This is a genomic window from Minwuia thermotolerans (genome assembly GCF_002924445.1).
Taxonomy (GTDB): Bacteria; Pseudomonadota; Alphaproteobacteria; order Minwuiales; family Minwuiaceae; genus Minwuia; species Minwuia thermotolerans.
The window spans coordinates 224,500-242,143 of sequence record NZ_PIGG01000064.1; the positions used below are offsets into that span (position 1 = coordinate 224,500).

Consider the following 17,644-nt stretch of genomic DNA (forward strand, 5'->3'; position numbering starts at 1 on the left):
GATGGTCACTGCTTGCCGCGCGCCGATCTTTTTCCGCCGGAAGAACCCGCCAGGGGCCCGCGCCTCAGTCCGCCGTCGAGAGACGGAAGCCCTCATAGCCGTTGGCGACAACGTCGCGGATCTTCTCGGCATAGGCGGGGAAGCCGCCGATATAGGGCATGAAGACCCTGGGCTTGCCGGGCACGTTGGCCCCCACATACCAGGAACTGCAGGTCGAGCGCAGCGACAGGCCGGAGACCTCGTTGACATGGTCCACCCAGGAATCCTCGGCCTCCGGCTCCGCCTCGATGAGGTCGCGGCCGTTCGCGTCCATGTGGCCGATGCAATCGGCGATCCACTCCACATGCTGCTCGATGGAGGGCAGCATGTTGGTCAGCACCGACGGGCTGCCCGGCCCCGTGACCGTGAACAGGTTGGGGAAGCCGTGCATGGACAGGCCGAGATAGTTGCGCGGGCCGCCGTCCCACTTGTCCCGCAGGCGTTCGCCGCCGCGGCCCCGGATGTCGATGTTGAGCAGCGCGCCGGTCATGGCGTCGAAGCCGGTGGCGAAGACGATGGCGTCGAACGCGTAGTCGCGGCCGTCCACCCTGAGCCCGGTCGCGGTCAGCCGTTCGACCGGGGTTTCGGCGATGTCGACCAGGCTGACATTGTCGCGGTTGAAGGTGCGGTAGTAGCCGGTGTCCACACACAGGCGCTTGCAGCCGATGATGTTGTCGGGACAGAGCATCTCCGCGGTCGCCGGATCGTGCACGATCTCGCGGATCTTCTCGCGCACGAAGTCTGCGGCGAAGCGGTTCGCCTCCTCGTCCAGCAGCAGGTCGTTGAAGCAGCCCAGGAAGGTCAGGCCGCCATAGTCCCAGCGGCTCTGGAACTGGCGGCGTCGTTCGGCGTCGTCAGCCTCGAAGGCGGAGACGTCGCGCAGGTCGAAGGCGATGCCGGCCGGCATGGTCTTGGCTTTTTCGCGTATCTCGCGGTAGTTCGCCTTGACCTGCTCCACCATCTCCGGGTCGATCGGGCCGTTGTGGGCGGGCACGGCATAGTTCGGCGTGCGCTGGAAGACCGTCAGATGCCCGGCCTGTTCGGCGATGATCGGGATCGCCTGGATCGCCGACGATCCGGTGCCGACGACGCCGACGCGCTGGCCGGTGAAGTCGACGCCTTCCTTCGGCCATTCGCCGGTGTGGTATATCGGACCCCGGAAATCGTCCATGCCCTCGACGCCTGGTTTGTTGGGCTGGGAGAGGCAGCCCGTCGCCATCACCACGAAGCGGGCGGTGAGCGTCTCGCCCGAACCGTTGCCGTCGCCCACGGTGACCCGCCAGAGCGCCGCCTTCTCGTCGAAATGCGCCGCCCGGACCGGGCAGGACAGGCGGATGTCGGACCTGAGTTCGTAGCGGTCGGCGATGTGGTTGGCGTAGTCGAGGATCTCGGGCTGGGGGGCGTAGCGCTCCGTCCACTCCCATTCCTGCTCCAGGTCCGGATCGAACTGCATGGAGTACTGCATGCTTTCCACGTCGCAGCGCGCGCCGGGATAGCGGTTCCAGTACCAGGTGCCGCCGACGCCGTCGCCGCGTTCGAACACGCGGCCCTTCAGGCCCAGCTTGCGCGCCCGGTAGAGCATGTACATGCCGGCGAAACCGGCGCCCACGATGAGGACGTCCAGGTCCGCCTCGCGCTTCGGATGGCTCATGGCTTCAACGCTCCCCTTCGTTGAAAGACGTATTCAACCATGGCCGCGCCGGCCCGTGAACCCGCCCGAAGGACATGGCGGCCGTCAGTCGAAGCCGTGGTAGCGGACGAAGTTCTCGTTCGGCTCCCGGTCGGAGCGGACATGATTGGCGGCGAAGCCGTCGTCGGGCCAGCCCATGGCGATGGCCGTCATGATCACCTCGTCGTCCGGCACGCCGATGACGTCGCGGACGATGTCGGAGCGCATGATGCCCTGGCCGTTGGTGACGCAGCCGAGACCCTTCGACCAGGCGGCCAGGACGATGCCATAGGCGATGGCGCCCATGTCGAAATGCACCACGGCGCCCGGGTCGAGATCGCGGTCGTAGGTCAGGATCAGCGAGACCGGCGCATCGAACTGGCGGAAACCGCGCAGCACCCAGTCCTGCCGCCCGTCCTTGTCGTCGCGTTCAATGCCCATGGCGGCGAACAGGCGCTTGGCGATGTCGACCTGACGGAAGCGGTGGATGCCCTCATAGGGCTTGTGTGTGTTGATATCGCGCTTCACCTCGGCGCCGGCCGACATGGCCTCCATGTTGCGTCGGCGGACCTCGTCCAGGGCGTCGCCGGTCAGCACGTGAACATGCCAGGGCTGGGTGTTCATGGAGGATGGCGCGAACTTGGCGAGGGTGATGATCTCCTCGATCAGCTCGCGCGGGACCGGGTCCTTGCGATAGCCGCGCACGCTGCGGCGCGTGGCGACGAGGGTTTCGAAGTCCATGCCCTCGGCCGGATCGGGGAGTTTGGAGATCTGCGCCTGCTGGTTCATGCCACATCCTCGAAGCGGGGGTCGCGTCCGGCCAGGCCGGCCTTCACCGCCTCGACCTGATTGAGGCTGCCGATCAGCTTCTCCTGCTCGGCCGATTCGGCCAGCAGGATGGACGCCGCATCGCCGTCGGCGGCCAGATTCAGCAGCCGCTTGGCGGCGCGCACGGCGTCCGGGCTCTTCGATGCGATTTCCCGCGCCATGGCCAGGGCCGCCGCGTGCGGGTCAGCTTCGACCCGGGTTGCGAGACCGAGATCGACGGCGTCCTGCCCCGTCACCTGCCGGCCCGTGTAGGTCAGTTCCCGGGCGACGTCGTCGCGGATCAGGCCGCGCATCAGCGCCAGCCCCGCCATGTCGGGCACCAGGCCCCACTTGATCTCCATCACCGACATGCGCGCGTCCGGCGCGATCAGACGGACGTCGGCGCCCAGCGCGATCTGGCAGCCGCCGCCGAAGGCGACGCCGTGCACGGCCGCGATGACAGGGACGGGCAGTTCCCGCCAGGCCCAGGCGACATTCTGGGCGTGGTTGGCCAGACCGTGTGTGCGGTCGGTCAGCCGGTTGACCAGTTCGCGGTCACCATCGCCCATCTGCCGGAAGCTGCCGAAGTCGAGTCCGGCGCAGAAGGCCCGGCCCTCGCCGGAGAGCGCCACGGCGCGCAGGCCCTTCGTATCGGCGAGGCGGGCCGCCGCGTCGTTCAGGGCCTGGAACATCTCGCGGTCCAGGGCGTTCATCTTTTCGGGCCGGGCGAGCCTGACGTCGGCGACGCCCTCCGAGATTTCGATGCTGATCCTGTCGCCCATGGCTGCCTGCTCCCCCCGCGCTGTTGAAAGATTTGCACTGACTGTGCCCCCGCGCCATGTTGGACTGCAAGCAAAGCGAACCGACACGGTCAGGAGGCCCATCGCGATGATCGTCGAGCAGATCTGGACCGGCAACGCCTATCGGAACTTCAACTACCTGATCGCCTGCCCCGAGACCGGCGAGGCGATGGCCATCGATCCGCTGGACCATGAGAAATGCCTGGCCCGCGCGAAGGAGAAGGGCTGGGACATCACCCAGGTGCTGAACACCCATGAACATCCCGATCACACCGGCGGCAACCGCCAGGTGATCGAGGCGACAGGCGCGAAATTGCTGGCCCACGCCAACGCCAGGGACAAGATCCGCGGCATCGACCGCGGCCTGAAGGCCGGCGATGTGATCAAGGTCGGCCGCACCGTCGATATCGAAGCGCTGGATACGCCCGGCCACACCATGTGCCATGTATGCCTGCTGACGAAGACGGATCAGCCGGCGCTGATCAGCGGCGACACCCTGTTCAACGCCGGGGCCGGCAATTGCCACAATGGCGGCCACCCCGATGAGCTCTACGACACCTTCGTCAACCAGCTCGATCGGCTGCCCGAGGACACGCTGGTCTACCCGGGCCACGACTACATCACCAACAATCTGCAGTTCACTCTGGACCGCGAGCCCGACAACGCCAGGGCGAAGTCGCTGCTGGGCGAGGTCGAGGGCCAGGATCCGGCCGAGGCGATGCTGACCACGCTGGCGCTCGAGAAGGAGGTCAACACCTTCTTCCGTCTGCGCAGCCGGAGCGTGATCGACGCCCTGCGCGAGAAGTTCCCGGATCTGCCGAAAGAGCCGAGCCCGCGCGAGGTGTTCCTGAAGCTGCGCGAGCTGCGCAACAGCTGGTAGCGGCCGCGTCGTCGCCACCGGTATCCTGACCCCCTGATTTCCCGGCGCCGGCCCGGCTGGTCGGCGCGTGAATTTGCGCGTCCCGGGGCCGTGAATTCTTGCGTACGGCCACAGATATTCGCAAACGCGAATCCAATAGGTTGCAACTAACTCTTGTACTCATGGTTAATTTTTGGTTGAGAATTGAAACGAGTTTCCATGGGGGCATGGTGAGGGGTAATGAAGCACTACGAGAGCCTGGCCGGCGGCAGCGGCCGGAGCGTGTATTATCGCGCCAGGCGACTCCGGGCAGCCGAAGTATTCTCGTCGGAGCTGGCGGTCGCCCGCCTGGACGGGCGGCCGGTCCAGATCGAGAATCTCTCCATGTCGGGCATCGCCCTTATCGACGGCGACGCCAATGCCGACTGGTCCGAACGCGCCGGTGACAGCGTGCCCGTCGAGATCACGCTCGGCGGCGAGACGGCGTTCAGCAGTCCCGGCCTGATCTGCCGTGTCGAGGAGGCCGCGCGCGGCCAACTCGTCGGCATCCGTTTCGTGGACGATTTTCTGGACATGGCGGCGCTGATCCGCCGCCACGAACAGCTTCTGCTCAAGTTCGATCTCGACCGGCCCGCGGACGTCGAACTTGAGGCGGTGCCGGGCGCCTACCGGACGCTGTGCGCGGACGTCATCCACCTGCTGCGCCGCCAGAAGGCGCTGCTCGCCCGTTTCCGGGTGCGGGCGAATGGCCATGCGCCGATTCCGCCCGAGGACATGGAGGATGCCTACCGCGCCTGCGAGGCCGGGCTCCTGCGCGACTGGAAGACCCTGTGGCAGCGCGGCGAGGACATTGTCGGGGCGTTCGCCCACGACAGTGTTCAGGTCCGGGCGATCAAGCGCTTCACCGAACAGGTGCTGACGCCGGAATTCATGGACGGGCCGATCTGGCAACGCAGTTTCGAGAAGCCGCTGGGCTATCCGGGTGACTTCAAGATCATGCGCATGGTCTACGCCTGGGCGCGGGAGGGGAAGGATCCCTACGGTCAGCTTCTCCATCGTCTCGGTCTGGAGGTCGCCGAATGCATCGCCACCCGCATGGTGCTGGTGCAGCAGTCCATCGCGGAAACCATCCGGCGGCGCGCGAAGGCGGGCGAGGTGGCGCGCATCGCCAGCCTCGGCTGCGGCCCTGCCAAGGAGGTCCAGAACATCCTGCAGGCCTCCCGCCTGGACGGCGCCGCCGCCTTCACCCTGATCGATCAGGAGGAGGAGGCTCTGGCCCACGCCTATGAGGAGGCGATGCCGAATCTCGCGCGGCTGGGCGGCCAGGCCAGCGTCAACTGCCTGCACCTCTCCTTCCGTCAGCTCCTGTCCGGCCGCGCCGTCGCCGAGGCGCTCGGGCCCCAGGACATGATCTATGCGGTGGGGCTGGTCGACTATTTCCGCGAGCGCCAGGCGCAGCGGCTGATCGCCGGCCTTTATGGTCATGTCGAGCCCGGCGGGCTGCTGATGATCGGCAACATGGCCGACAGCGCCTTGAGCAATTACTGGCCGATGGAATTCATCGCCGACTGGAACGTCATCTACCGCAGCCGCGAGGAGATGCAGCGTCTCGCCGCCGATTGCGCGGGCGCCGAGGTGACGGTCCGGCCCGATCGCACCGGCCGCGTCTGGATGCTGCAGCTCCGCCGGCCGGACGCGGCCTGAGCGCGCTCAGGCGGACTTCAGCGTCCGCACCGGCGTGTCCTGAAGTTCGGCGAAGCCGGCGGTGCGGGACTTCGGCAGTTCCACCACCACCTGCGTGCCTTCGCCCAGGCGGCTGCTGAGCCACACCCGGCCGCCGTGCAGTTCCGTGATCCGCCGCACCAGCGGCAGGCCGAGCCCGGTGCCGCCATGGTCGCGCGCAAAGGCGTCCTGGAGCTGGGTGAAGGGTTCGAAGACCCGTTCCTGGTCTTCGGCCGGAATGCCGATGCCGGTGTCGGTGATGGCGATGCGGCAGGCGCCGCCGTCCTCGAAGTAGAGGCGCGCGTTCACTTCGCCGGCCGAAGGCGTGAACTTGATGGCGTTGGACAGCAGGTTGACCACGACCTGCTGCATCAGGCGCTTGTCGACCCGAACCACCGGCGTCCATTCGGGGAACTCGGTGGTGACGCGCACGCCCTTCTTGGCCGCAAGGTCGTAGCAGATGCGGATGGCGTTGCGCAGGATGTTGCTGGCGTCGACATCGTGCTCTTCCAGTTCCATGCGGCCCGCGTCCGCCTTGGTGATGTCGAGGATATCGTTGATGATCGCCAGCAGGTGCTCAGCGCTGTTGTGAATGTCGCTGGCGTATTCCCTGTAGCGGGGCGATCCGATCGGTCCGAACATTTCAGCTTTCATGACTTCCGAGAATCCAAGGACGGCGTTGAGAGGGGTCCGCAGTTCGTGGCTCATGGTGGCCAGGAACTCGGTCTTTGCGTTGTTGGCGGATATGGCTTCGTTCCTCAGCCGGATCGCGACATCCGTCGCGCTTTCCAGCGCGACGGTGTGGGCGAACTTCTGGCGTGACGACAGTTCGAGGGCGTAGGATGCGAAGATGCCCACGCCGACGGTCATCGTCAGGAAGAACATGTTGCTCACCAGCGCCCATCGAGGGATGGGGTTGATCAGCGTCGCCACCGCGAAGTAGGCGGCGGCGATGATCAGCGAGACCGCGATGACGTGCACGAAACGTATGCGCACCAGCGTCGCGGCGTAGATGATCACCATGATCAGCCCGGCGTAGTAGGTCTCCGCCGCCGGCCGGTCGATGATCGCGGTCATGGCGACGATGGCGAGCCCCGCCGAAAGCATGGCCAGCGACAGGACGATCTGGGCGTAGTCGAGGAACCGCCGGGAATAGGTGAGACCCACGAAGATCGACATCAGACCGATGCCGAAACAGAAGCGGATCGCCAGCACGATGTCGAGATTGCGCTCGATCAGGTACCAGTCAAGAACACCGAACAGGGCATAGAGGACGATGCCGCAGAACAGCGCCAGGCGGATGACGGGCAGGGAACGCTGAAGCTGTTCGTGGCGAAAACGGGACTCGAGCTCGCTGTCCCGAAAAACCAGCGTGAGTTTCCGTATTGCCGCGTATTCGGTGGCGCCGTACTGAACCGGCGATGCAGCACTTACCGAACCGGGCGTGGTATCCCTTGATTTATCATGCATCTTGTTGATCACGCCTACCCGTTCTGGACTCTGCGATCTTGAAGTAAACAATACGTTAATATTTGACTGAAGGCACGTTCACGAATCGGTCCCTGTACCGGTCGCGCATGCTCGGGCCTCCGGCAGGACCCGGCCTGTTCCAACGGTCGCGATCTTGTTCTATGACAACGGGCCCTGTCCCGGCCGGCCCGAGTTCCCCGCATGTCACGCAGCGTCCGCATCAAGATCGTCGCCAAGAATCGCCTCGAGCCGGCACACTTCACGGACCTGCCGCGGCGCTATCCCGGCCATGAGTTCGTGCTCGACCCGGCGGCGCGGGACTATGACTGGTTCGTCGTCTATGACGACCTGCCGCGCCGCAGCGGTGAGAAGCTGAGCCTCAACCGCGAGGTTCTCGCCTGCCCGCCGTCGAACACCATCCTGATGACCTACGAGCCGTCGTCGATCCGCTATTACGGTCCCGACTACCTGGCGCAGTTCGCCCATGTGCTGACCAGCCACGAGCCGTCGGCCCTTGCCCATCCGGGCCGGCGCGACATGCCCCCGGTCGGCATCTGGTACTATGGCGGCGTGGCGGATGCGGTGCGCCATCCCGTCCCGCCGGAGAAGACCATCGGGCTCTCCACCTTCATGTCCCCCAAGCAGGCGAAGCACACGCTCAACTACCGCCGTTACGTCTTCCTGGAGGCGCTGTCGAAGGCGTTGCCGGAAATGGAGCACTACGGACGTCATTTCCGGCCGGTGGAGAAGAAGGCGGAGGCGCTGGATGTCTCCCGCTACCATGTCGCCGTCGAGAACCACATCGGCCCCCATCACTGGACGGAAAAGCTCTCCGACGCCTTCCTTGGCTATTGCCTGCCGTTCTACGCCGGCTGTCCCGATGCCGGGGACTACTTCCCGCCCGAAAGCTTCATCCCCATCGACATCGACGATCCGGCGGGCGCCGCGGCGGTCATCCGGGAAGCGATGGCGGCGGGCGAATATGAACGACGCCTGCCGGCGATCGTCGAGGCGCGGCGGCGCGTGATGGAAGAGTGGACCATTCCGAACTTCGTCGGCGAGGTGGTCGAGCGCGCCGCCGACCTGCCGGCCGGCCCGGGTCGGGCAGAGATCCTCAGCCGCCACATGCTGTTTCGCGAACAGCCGGCGGCGCTGTTCCGCTACGTGCTGGGGAAGACGCGCTGGCGGCGCGCCAACATCAGGCGCTGGCGTTGAGCCGCAGGTCCACGGTCTTCAACATCCAGTCATAGGTCGCCGCCAGTCCCTCCCGCAGGCCAATCGCCGGCCGCCAGCCGAGGCCGCGGAGCCGAGACGAATCGGCCAGCTTTCGGGGCGTCCCGTCCGGTTTCGTGGTGTCGAAACGAAGCTCGCCATCGAATCCCACCACCTCGCAGATCAGCCGGGTCAGGTCGGCGATGGAAATCTCGTCGCCCGTGCCGACGTTGACCATGGAGTGCGGCACGTCGTTCTCCAGGCAGAAGCGCACGGCCGAGGCCATGTCGTCGACATGGAGGAACTCCCTCAGGGGGCTGCCCGTGCCCCAGACCTCCATCGCCGGCGCGCCGGCCAGCTTCGCCTCGTGGGCCTTGCGCATCAGCGCCGGGATGACGTGACTGCGTTCCAGGTCGAAGTTGTCGCCGGGTCCGTAGAGATTGGTCGCCATCAGCGTGACCGACTGCAGGCCGTACTGCTTGCGGTAGGCCTCGCACATCTTCAGACCGGCGATCTTGGCGATGGCGTAGGCCTCGTTGGTCGGCTCCAGCGGACCGGTCAGCAGATGCTCCTCCCGGATCGGCTGGGGCGCCATCTTCGGATAGATGCAGGTGGAGCCGAGATAGATCAGCTTCCGCACGCCGGCCGCGCGGCAGTTCTCGATGACGTTGGTCTGGATGGCGAGGTTGTCGTGGATGAACTCGCCCGGATAGTCGTTGTTGGCGACGATGCCGCCGACCTTCGCCGCCGCGCAGACCACCCAGGCCGGCTTCTCGGTGCCGAAGAAGTCGCGCACGGCCTGCTGCTCGCGCAGGTCCAGTTCCCAGGAGGCGCGGGTGATGATGTTGCGGTAGCCCGCTGCCTCCAGATCGCGCAACACCGCCGAGCCGACAAGGCCGCGGTGGCCGGCGACGTAGATCGGATCGTCCCTGCCGGGAGCGGTCATCTCAGCGCTCCGCCTGGGTCGACACCAGGTGGCCGGCGTCCTTCAGCGTGCGCTCGCGCCGCGCCAGTTCCATGTCGTTATCGACCATCATGCGCACCAGTTCCTCGAACCCGACTTTCGGCGTCCAGCCCAGCTTCTCCCGCGCCTTCGAAGGGTCGCCCAGCAGGTGGTCGACCTCTGTCGGGCGCAGGTAACGCGGGTCGAACTCGACATGCGCCTCGGGGGCCAGGCCGGCATGGGCGAAGGCGAGGTCCAGGAATTCGCGCACCGAATGCGCCTCGCCGGTGGCGAGGACGTAATCGTCGGGCTCGTCCTGCTGCAGCATCCGCCACATGCCCTCGACAAAGTCGCCGGCGAAGCCCCAGTCGCGCTTCGCGTCCAGATTGCCGAGGAACAGCCTGTCCTGCAGGCCCATCTTGATGCGTCCGACAGCACGTGTGATCTTGCGCGTGACGAAAGTTTCGCCGCGGCGCGGGCTCTCGTGATTGAACAGGATTCCATTGCAGACGAACAGGCCGTAGGCCTCGCGGTAGTTCACGGAAAACCAGTAGCCGGCGACCTTGCCCACGGCATAGGGACTGCGCGGATAGAAGGCCGTCGTCTCGCCCTGCGGCGGCGGCGCGGCGCCGAACATCTCCGAACTGCCGGCCTGATAGAGCTTCACCTGCCGCCCGGTGTTCTGGGTGTAGTCGCGCAGCGCCTCCAGCAGCCGCAGCGTGCCGGTGCCGACGATGTCGGCGGTGTATTCGGGCTGGTCGAAGCTCACGCGGACGTGGCTCTGGGCGCCCAGATTATAGACCTCTTCGGGCCGCGCCATCTCGAGGACGCGCCTGAGCCCGGTGCCGTCGGAGAGGTCGCCATAGTGCAGCTTCAGCCTCAGATGACTTTCGTGCGGATCCTGGTAGATGTGGTCGATGCGCTCGGTGGTGAAGGTCGACGCGCGCCGGACGATGCCATGGACCTCGTAGCCCTTGGCCAGCAGCAACTCGGCCAGGTAGGAGCCGTCCTGCCCCGTGATGCCGGTGATCAGGGCCCGCCGGATGTCGGTCATCTGCCGTCTGCCTTTCTGCGCTCGGTCGAGCGCGCGTGATGCCACGCGCGGCGCAAATAATCCAGAGCGTGCGCCGCTCTGTTATGATGGGCCGCGGCGGCAATCAAGGGGAGGGCGGTCATGGATATCCTGGCGGGAACCAGCAGGGGCATCTTCCGGATCAATGGCGGGGCGCCGATCCAGACGCTCACGGCGCGCGGCGTGCGCGACATCGTGCGCGCCGGCGGCCGGCTCATGGCCGGCACCGCGGAAGGCCTGTGGATCTCCGATGACGACGGCGGGCGCTGGCGCTGCGCGGCGCTGGCGGACCGGGAAGTCTGGCAGATCCGGCAGGCGGGCGACGGCGCGATCTATGCCGGCACCCAGCCGGCGGGCCTGTTCCGCAGCGAGGATGGCGGCGAAAGCTGGGCCGAGATCGAGAGCTTCACGCGGTCGCCCGAGGCGTCGCGCTGGTGCGTGCCGGTCGACCCGCCGCTGCCCGGCCGGGCGCGGGCCATCGTCGTCGACCCGGACGATCCGAAGCGGATCGCCGTGGGCGTCGAGGTCGGCGGCGTCATGCTGAGCGAGGACCGCGGCCGGAGCTGGAACCTCGTCATGCCCGGCGGCAATCCGGACCTGCACATGATGTTCGCGGATCCGGCGCAGCCGGGTGTCTTCTACGCCTCCACCGGCTATGGCCGCTTCGACGGCATTGCGGAAATGGTGGAGGGCAATGCCGGCGTCTTCCGCTCCGACGATGGCGGCCGGAACTGGGCCTATGCCTGGAAGGGCATCACACCGCGCTATGCCCGGCCCATGTGCGTCGACGGCCGCGGCGGCGTGGCGCTGACGGTGGCCAGCGCGCCGACGGCGTTCTCCCACTACAGGGACGAAGGCGGGGCGGGGGCCATGCTCTACCGCTCCGAGGACGGCGGCGGAAACTGGCGCTCGCTCTGCGACGAAGCCCATTCGCCTTCCGCGCCGAACTTTCACGGCCTCACCACCGATCCGGAACGCCCGGGCGGCGTGCTGGTCGGCACCGACAACGGCGAGCTCTGGCGGGTCTCTGCGTCGGCCGGGTGGTCGAAGCTGGGCGAGGGGATGCCGTCGGTGCTCGCGATCCACGCCGACTGAGGGTCTGCCGGCCCCGCCCGTCACTCCGGTCCCGCCACGAACAGCTTGCGCGCGCTGGCCAGCAGGGTCGCCTCATAGGTCGGCTGCGACCAGCCGCTCCTGAGCACCAGCAGTTCCCAGTTCCGTACGGACAGCAGGGTCCAGAGCATGTCCGTTGCCGCGTCCGCCGTGAAACCCGGCGAAAGCATGCCGTCGCGCGCCAGCGCCCCGATGGCCGCGGCGCAGCCTTCCTTCATGTCCGCCATTCGCTGGTCCCACGCCGCGGCGGCCTCGGGGTCTGACTCGTAGATCGCCAGCAGCGCCCGCGCCGCCGGATAGACCTCCGGAATGTAGGCCGTCCAGGCGGCGACGAAGGCGTCCAGCCGTTCGGCGCCGGTCTGCGCCGTGCGGCTGGGGGCAAGACGCCGTGCCGTGCCCTTCTCCTCGTCCTGGAAGCGCGTCGCCGCCACCAGCAGGTCGGCGCGGCTGTCGAAGTGGAGATAGAGCGCCTGGCGCGAGACGCCCGCCTTCCGGGCGATGTCGGCCATGCGCAGCCTGGCGGTCTCGCCGCTTTCCAGCAGCTCGATCGTGGCCCGGAATATCCGGGTCTTCGTGTCGGTATCGGGACTTGACATGCTGTAAAGTCATCTCTAATTGACACGATGTCAATTGACACAGTGTCAAGTGACCGGACATGGAGAAGGGAAATGAACATCATCGTCTTCGGCGCCACCGGCTCGATCGGCCGTCACGTCGTCCGCCAGGCCTTGGCCGAAGGGCATCGCGTCACCGCCTTCCAGCGCACGGCGCCGGCACGCGAACCGGAGAACCCGAATCTCGTCCACCAGCTGGGCGACGTGCTGGATGCGGAGGCCGTGGCCCGCGCGGTGCATGGCCAGGACGCGGTGGTGGTCGCCCTGGGCGCCGGCCGGCACGGCAATGTGCGCGCGGCGGGGACCCGCAACATCATCGCCGCCATGGAACGGCACGGCCCGAAGCGGCTGGTCTGCCTCTCCACGCTCGGCGCGGGGGACAGCCGTCACCTGCTGAACTTCTTCTGGAAGCGGATCATGTTCGGTCTGCTGTTGCGGGCGGCCTATGCCGACCATCAGACGCAGGAGCAGGCGGTGCGCGAGAGCGATCTCGACTGGACCCTGGTGCGGCCGGGCGCCTTCACCGACGGCGATCTGACCGGCGACTACCGTCACGGCGCGCTCTCGGCGGCGGACCGGCTGCAGTTGAAGGTCTCCCGCGCCGATGTCGCCCATTTCATGCTGGGCGCGTTGTCTGGCGGCGGCTATCTGCGCCGCGTGGCGGCGCTTTCCTACTGACCGGATGGTTCAGACGCCGGGCGGGAAGCAGAGGAAGATGACGGAGACCGTCGCCACCGACAGCACCGTGCTGGCCAGGATCACGGAGGACGTGCGCAGCACGTAGATTCCGTAGGCCTGCGCCAGCACGAAGCTGCCGGCGCCCGTCGGCAGCGCCGCCATCAGCACCGCGACCTTGGCCCAGAGCGGATCGGCGGGGAAGACGAGGAAGACCAGAACCGCCGTCAGCGCCGGCTGGACCAGCAGCTTGGTGGCGGTCATGACGCCGACCTCGATGCGCCCTTCGCTGGTCGGCTTGCCGACCATGAACAGTCCGATGGCGAACAGCGCGCAGGGTCCGGCCGCTGCGCCCAGGATGCCGGTGAAGGCGTCCACGGGAACCGGCAGATCGAGCCCGCCGGCGGCCCAGAGAAGCCCCAGCACCGGCGCGGCGATCATCGGGTTCTTCACCACCGCGCCGGCGGCGGTCAGCGCCACCCGGCCGGGACTTGCCGCGCCGCGGCCGCCGGCCTCGATCAGGAAGATGGCGACGCCGACGATGAGCGCGGCGATCACCGTCGCCATGATCGCCGGCAGCGCCGCCGCCTCGCCCCAGGCGGCGATGGCCAGCGGAATGCCCATGTAGCCGGTATTGCCGTAGACGCCGTTCATGCCGTGGAGCGCGGCCTCCGCCAGGCTGCGCCCGAAGACGAACTTCGCCACCAGGATGGAAGCCGTCCAGAGAAGGACGATCGCGCCCGCGAAGCCCAGCAGGAAATCGGGCTCGTGGATGCTGTCCAGGTCCACGGTCGCCATGGCGCGGAACAGCAGCGCCGGCAGCGCCACCCAGTAGACGAAGCTGTTGAGTGCGCGCGAACTGTCGTCGCCCAGCAGGCCGCGCCGGCCGCAGAGATAGCCCGCGGCGACGATGGCGAAGACCGGCAGGACGATGTTGACGATGGGCTCCATGGCCCGCCAATAGCGTTGCCTCCGCGCCCGCGCCATGCGGCGCATCGGCCCCGGGGGCATTGCAACGGCGCGCCGGCCGCCTAGCTGGAATCAATGGTCCGAACCATTCACCGCAGGCCCGCGATCGCCGCCGCCGCCCGCGGGGCCGGCCGGTCATGAGCGCGCTCCGCCGTCTGATCCGCCGCCTCGCGCGGCCCGCGCGGACCAGCGGGGGCCGCGGCGGTCCCGTTATCCAGGCCTGGCGCGGCTGCGGCAATGGCGGGGAGGTCATGGTGCTGGGGCGCGTCCTGCGCCAGCCGCCCTTCGGCCTGGGAGAACGGTCCGACCCGGCCAGCCGCGACCTGGTCGACGTTCTGCGCCGCTTCCTGCGCCGCGGCTACCGCCATGCCGAACTCGAGGCCCGCTTCGCCGGCGCCACGGTGCGGGTCACCGCCGACCGGTCCGGCTTCTTCGCGGTGCGGCTGAAGCCCGCCCGGCCGCTGCCGCGGGACGGGATGTGGCATGCCATGAAACTGACCCTGAACCACCGGGGGGAGACGGTGGAAGACGAGGCGCATGTCTTCGTGCCGCCGCCCGCCGCGCGGCATCTGGTGATCAGCGACATCGACGACACGGTGATGTTCACCGGCGTCGGCAACACGCTGGCCATGCTCTGGCGGCTGTTCGTCGCCGGCGCTGAGAGCCGCACCGCCTTTCCCGGCGTCGCCGCCTTCTATCAGGCGCTGCACCGCGGGCCCTCGGGCGAGGAGCGCAACCCGATGGTCTATGTCTCGCGCGGGCCCTGGAGCCTCTACGAGGTGCTGGAGACCTTCTTCCGCCTGCACCGGATCCCCGAGGGGCCGGTGCTGTTCCTGCGCGACTGGGGCCTGACGCTGCAGCGGCCCCTGCCGCGCCGCGCCGTCGACCACAAGCGCGGCCTGATCGAGGCCATGCTGGCGATCTACCCCGACTACCGCGTGGTGCTGATCGGCGACAGCGGCCAGCACGATCCGGAGATCTACGCCCGCATCGTGCGCGACCATCCCGGCCGCGTCGCGGCGGTCTACATCCGCGACGTCACCCGCCCGAAGCGCGACCGCGCCGTCGAGGAACTGGCCCGGCGCCTGGACGCGGACGGCCACAGCCCGCTGGTCCTCGCTGACGACAGCTTCGAGATGGCGCGCCACGCCGCCGGGCTCGGCCTGATCTCGGAGGCCGACCTGCAGGACGTGCTGGCGGAAAAGGCGGCCGAAGGCGGGATGAAGCCGGCTCCGGCGGCTGCGGACTAGCCGCGGTCGGGCGCCGCCGCGCCGGATGGGGCGGGGGCGGCGGGCGCGTGCGGCTTGCCGCCGTCGAGGCCCAGGACGAACAGCGCCAGCACGCCGGCGGCGAGCGTCAGGATGACGCCCTGGGAGAGGATCGCCTCGACGCGGGCGGCGCGGTCGGAACGGGTTCCGGTATCGGACATGGCGGGACACTCGAAGCTGGAGGGGAAGCCGGAAGACGCCCATATCTGGTATCGGTTGAGGATTCGTGAAGGGGCGTGCGGAAATTTTCCCGCGCGCCGTCTCGCCCGCGGCCCGGAGCGGTCGTCATTGCCTGCGCGACCCGGAGCCGGGCGGGGGTGATGCGACAGGTGTCTGACGCTGCCGCCGGATGGCGGAACGCCCTAGAACCGGATGCCGTAGCGCACGCCGATGGTGTCCTGGCCCTCGTTGAAGTCGGCGAGGAAGCCGTTGGAAACATGATCGAAATAGGCCGAGACGCTGTGGCGGCCGGCGAAGCGGAAACCGATCTCCAGGGGGATGTGGAACAGCACCCGCGAGCCCAGCGCCTTGCGGTCCGCGCTCCGCGGCGCCAGGTCGCCGTTGTGGACCGCCGCGCCGAGGCCGAAGGCGACGAAGGGTCCGGCCTCGAAATCGTACTGCCAGCGGGCGTCGAGATAGGCCTTGGAGGTGTCGCCGGCGGTGTTGATGGTGGCGCCCAGCGCAGGCCGGAGCCGCCCGCCCAGCACTTCCCAGTGGCGCGAGAACTGCAGTTCCAGGCTGATATCCAGCCCGTCCTCGCGGCGGAAGCCGCTCCACAGGCCGCCCGTGTCGTGGTGCAGCAGGCCGATCTTCGCCTCGTGCAACAGGCCCTCCGACGGCGGGTCCGCCGCCGCGGGCTGTGCGGCCGTCCAGCCCAGGCAGGCCAGCGCCGCGGCGCAGGATAGGGCCAGTCGATGCAAGGCGCGCCTCCACTGTCGGCCAGCGTCCGATGATAGGGCATCGCCGCGGCGGCGGGAACCGTTCGTCCGGCCCTGTCCCGGCGGGGCGGAACGCGGTATCATGGGCGGACAGTCCGACGCAGCGAACGGAGGGACCGACGATGATCCAGGGCCTGCACCACAACGCCTGGCGCTGCAGCGATTCCGGGGAGACCCGCGCCTTCTACGAGGATTTCCTCGGCCTGCCGCTGGTGGGCTCGCTCTGGATTGAGCGCACCCAGACCGGCCGCCGGGCCGACGTCCTGCACACCTTCTTCCGGATGGAGGACGGCTCCTGCCTCGCCTTCTTCGAGGCGCCGGAGCAGCCCTTCGAATTCAAGGACCAGCACGATTTCGACCTGCACATCGCGCTGAAGGTGCCGCGGGAGGCGCTGGAGCCGATGATGGAAAAGGGCCGCGCCGCCGGCATCGAGACCCGCGGGATCTCCGATCACGGCTTCATCGATTCGATCTATTTCCGCGATCCCGACGGCTATGTCGTCGAGCTGACGGCCGTGCGCGACAACCATGACGCGGCGCTCGACCCGGCGAAGAACGACGCCCGCGGCATTCTCGACCGCTGGCAGGCGGCGAAGCGGGCCTGAAACGCGGGAGCGGCTTTCCCGTCCGCCCACGCCGGGTTAGCCTCTGGGCCGTGAACGACAGGAGAGGGGCAAGCATGATCCGCGTCACCACCATCGCCGCGCTGGCGGCCATCGCCGCCGGGCTCGCCGCCTGCGGCCATCCGGAACCGGAATTCGGCAACAGCGAATTCGTCCGCTTCGACGAGATCGCGCTCTGGCAGGACAAGGAAACCGCGGCGCGCGCGGCCGAGCACTGCGCCGAATACGGCAAGACCGCCCGCCTGGCGCCCGACAACGTCCTGGATGGCACCGTCACGTACCGGTGTGAGTGACTTGAGACCTTAGATGGACGTTAGGTTGTATCGGCGGTTAGTCTTCGTCTAGTAGTTTTGCGTCCTCAACATCTAGATCCCACGATCGAGCCGTATTCGACATTCTGCTACCCTTGGCTGTTGCTCTTGCCGAAAGGCCATTCCGGCTCGCACCGATATGAAGGTCAACCTTCCCAAAAAGAACGCCGAAAATCGTGGCAAGTGAAAGTATCCCGACGCCAATAACCGCTACCAAACGGGGCGACACACTGACTGTGTCTGGTCCCGTGGTAATGTGCAGCGCATTGGCTGTATCAACAAAAATCCACACACTGAAAACAATAGGGCTTACGATCACCGCCGATAGCACAAAACCGAGCCAGTGGTCACTGTGAACCGCGCCGAGTTTCCCGGAGGCAGTTTCGTTTGAGTCATGCGGCCACGGCGGATTGCTCCGGCATGGCGTAGTAGCGCTCCTCGGCTTCGGCCGGCGGGATGTTGCCGATGGGCTCCAGCAGCCGGCGATTGTTGAACCAGTCGACCCATTCGAGGGTAGCGAACTCGACGGCCTCGAACGAG

The 17,644-nt window shown here is 67.6% G+C and carries 18 protein-coding genes and 1 pseudogene; 8 read left to right on the plus strand and 11 right to left on the minus strand.

Features of this window, described 5'->3' with window-relative positions; genetic code table 11:
- Positions 1-64: 64 nt before the first annotated feature.
- The 3 genes from CWC60_RS18175 to CWC60_RS18185 all read right to left on the minus strand — a co-directional run bounded on the left by CWC60_RS18175 (position 65) and on the right by CWC60_RS18185 (position 3,297).
- The gene (locus CWC60_RS18175) at positions 65-1,690 is read right to left on the minus strand and encodes a flavin-containing monooxygenase (protein ID WP_109795330.1); all 1,626 of its coding nucleotides are present in this window, start codon (positions 1,688-1,690) and stop codon (positions 65-67) included.
- An 84-nt stretch (positions 1,691-1,774) separates the two neighbouring features.
- On the minus strand, positions 1,775-2,449 hold the full coding sequence (locus tag CWC60_RS18180; protein ID WP_109795364.1) for a nitroreductase: 675 nt from the start codon (positions 2,447-2,449) through the stop codon (positions 1,775-1,777).
- Between the two features lie 44 nt (positions 2,450-2,493).
- Positions 2,494-3,297, minus strand: a complete 804-nt coding sequence (locus CWC60_RS18185; RefSeq protein WP_109795331.1) for a crotonase/enoyl-CoA hydratase family protein — start codon at positions 3,295-3,297, stop codon at positions 2,494-2,496.
- 106 nt (positions 3,298-3,403) lie between these two features.
- Between CWC60_RS18185 and CWC60_RS18190 the strand changes: the two genes are divergently transcribed.
- Positions 3,404-4,195 (plus strand): hydroxyacylglutathione hydrolase, encoded by a 792-nt coding sequence (locus tag CWC60_RS18190; protein ID WP_109795332.1) that lies wholly within the window; start codon positions 3,404-3,406, stop codon positions 4,193-4,195.
- A gap of 219 nt (positions 4,196-4,414) precedes the next feature.
- The gene (locus CWC60_RS18195) at positions 4,415-5,878 is read left to right on the plus strand and encodes a PilZ domain-containing protein (protein WP_109795333.1); all 1,464 of its coding nucleotides are present in this window, start codon (positions 4,415-4,417) and stop codon (positions 5,876-5,878) included.
- Between the two features lie 6 nt (positions 5,879-5,884).
- On the opposite strand, the gene CWC60_RS18200 is transcribed toward CWC60_RS18195, so the two are convergent.
- Complete coding sequence (locus tag CWC60_RS18200; protein ID WP_125182823.1) at positions 5,885-7,366, minus strand: sensor histidine kinase; 1,482 nt, start codon at positions 7,364-7,366, stop codon at positions 5,885-5,887.
- A 201-nt stretch (positions 7,367-7,567) separates the two neighbouring features.
- On the opposite strand from CWC60_RS18200, the gene CWC60_RS18205 reads away from it, so the two are divergent.
- The gene (locus tag CWC60_RS18205) at positions 7,568-8,581 is read left to right on the plus strand and encodes a hypothetical protein (protein WP_109795335.1); all 1,014 of its coding nucleotides are present in this window, start codon (positions 7,568-7,570) and stop codon (positions 8,579-8,581) included.
- On the opposite strand, the gene CWC60_RS18210 is transcribed toward CWC60_RS18205, so the two are convergent.
- Positions 8,565-9,524 (minus strand): GDP-L-fucose synthase family protein, encoded by a 960-nt coding sequence (locus tag CWC60_RS18210; protein ID WP_109795336.1) that lies wholly within the window; start codon positions 9,522-9,524, stop codon positions 8,565-8,567. The two genes, CWC60_RS18205 and CWC60_RS18210, sit on opposite strands and share 17 nt — an antisense overlap.
- A gap of 1 nt (position 9,525) precedes the next feature.
- Positions 9,526-10,575 (minus strand): GDP-mannose 4,6-dehydratase, encoded by a 1,050-nt coding sequence (gene gmd, locus CWC60_RS18215; protein WP_165787550.1) that lies wholly within the window; start codon positions 10,573-10,575, stop codon positions 9,526-9,528.
- A gap of 120 nt (positions 10,576-10,695) precedes the next feature.
- Here gmd and CWC60_RS18220 point away from each other — a divergent pair, with 120 nt between their 5' ends.
- A complete protein-coding gene (locus tag CWC60_RS18220; RefSeq protein ID WP_109795337.1) occupies positions 10,696-11,688 on the plus strand; it encodes a WD40/YVTN/BNR-like repeat-containing protein in 993 nt (330 codons plus the stop codon).
- Between the two features lie 20 nt (positions 11,689-11,708).
- On the opposite strand, the gene CWC60_RS18225 is transcribed toward CWC60_RS18220, so the two are convergent.
- Positions 11,709-12,302, minus strand: coding sequence for a TetR/AcrR family transcriptional regulator (locus CWC60_RS18225; RefSeq protein WP_109795338.1), 594 nt, complete (start codon positions 12,300-12,302; stop codon positions 11,709-11,711).
- A 72-nt stretch (positions 12,303-12,374) separates the two neighbouring features.
- Here CWC60_RS18225 and CWC60_RS18230 point away from each other — a divergent pair, with 72 nt between their 5' ends.
- On the plus strand, positions 12,375-12,998 hold the full coding sequence (locus CWC60_RS18230) for an NAD(P)-dependent oxidoreductase (RefSeq protein ID WP_109795339.1): 624 nt from the start codon (positions 12,375-12,377) through the stop codon (positions 12,996-12,998).
- Between the two features lie 9 nt (positions 12,999-13,007).
- Here the strand turns inward: CWC60_RS18230 and CWC60_RS18235 are convergent, their stop codons facing one another.
- Positions 13,008-13,946, minus strand: coding sequence for an AEC family transporter (locus tag CWC60_RS18235; RefSeq protein WP_165787551.1), 939 nt, complete (start codon positions 13,944-13,946; stop codon positions 13,008-13,010).
- Between the two features lie 155 nt (positions 13,947-14,101).
- Here CWC60_RS18235 and CWC60_RS18240 point away from each other — a divergent pair, with 155 nt between their 5' ends.
- Positions 14,102-15,214 carry an App1 family protein gene (locus tag CWC60_RS18240; protein ID WP_109795341.1) on the plus strand — a complete coding sequence of 371 codons (1,113 nt, stop codon included), beginning with the start codon at positions 14,102-14,104 and terminating at the stop codon, positions 15,212-15,214.
- Here CWC60_RS18240 and CWC60_RS18245 read toward each other — a convergent pair.
- Both CWC60_RS18245 and CWC60_RS18250 read right to left on the minus strand, forming a co-directional pair.
- Positions 15,211-15,393, minus strand: a complete 183-nt coding sequence (locus CWC60_RS18245; protein ID WP_109795342.1) for a hypothetical protein — start codon at positions 15,391-15,393, stop codon at positions 15,211-15,213. The genes CWC60_RS18240 and CWC60_RS18245 overlap by 4 nt on opposite strands.
- A 201-nt stretch (positions 15,394-15,594) precedes the next feature.
- A complete protein-coding gene (locus CWC60_RS18250) occupies positions 15,595-16,152 on the minus strand; it encodes an acyloxyacyl hydrolase (RefSeq protein WP_206420015.1) in 558 nt (185 codons plus the stop codon).
- Positions 16,153-16,292: 140 nt separating this feature from the next.
- Between CWC60_RS18250 and CWC60_RS18255 the strand changes: the two genes are divergently transcribed.
- Both CWC60_RS18255 and CWC60_RS18260 read left to right on the plus strand, forming a co-directional pair.
- Positions 16,293-16,775 (plus strand): VOC family protein, encoded by a 483-nt coding sequence (locus CWC60_RS18255; protein ID WP_109795344.1) that lies wholly within the window; start codon positions 16,293-16,295, stop codon positions 16,773-16,775.
- Positions 16,776-16,849: 74 nt separating this feature from the next.
- The gene (locus CWC60_RS18260; protein ID WP_109795345.1) at positions 16,850-17,086 is read left to right on the plus strand and encodes a hypothetical protein; all 237 of its coding nucleotides are present in this window, start codon (positions 16,850-16,852) and stop codon (positions 17,084-17,086) included.
- A 410-nt stretch (positions 17,087-17,496) separates the two neighbouring features.
- On the opposite strand, the pseudogene CWC60_RS18265 reads toward CWC60_RS18260, so the two are convergent.
- Positions 17,497-17,644, minus strand: a pseudogene (locus CWC60_RS18265) (IS3 family transposase); the annotation flags it as partial.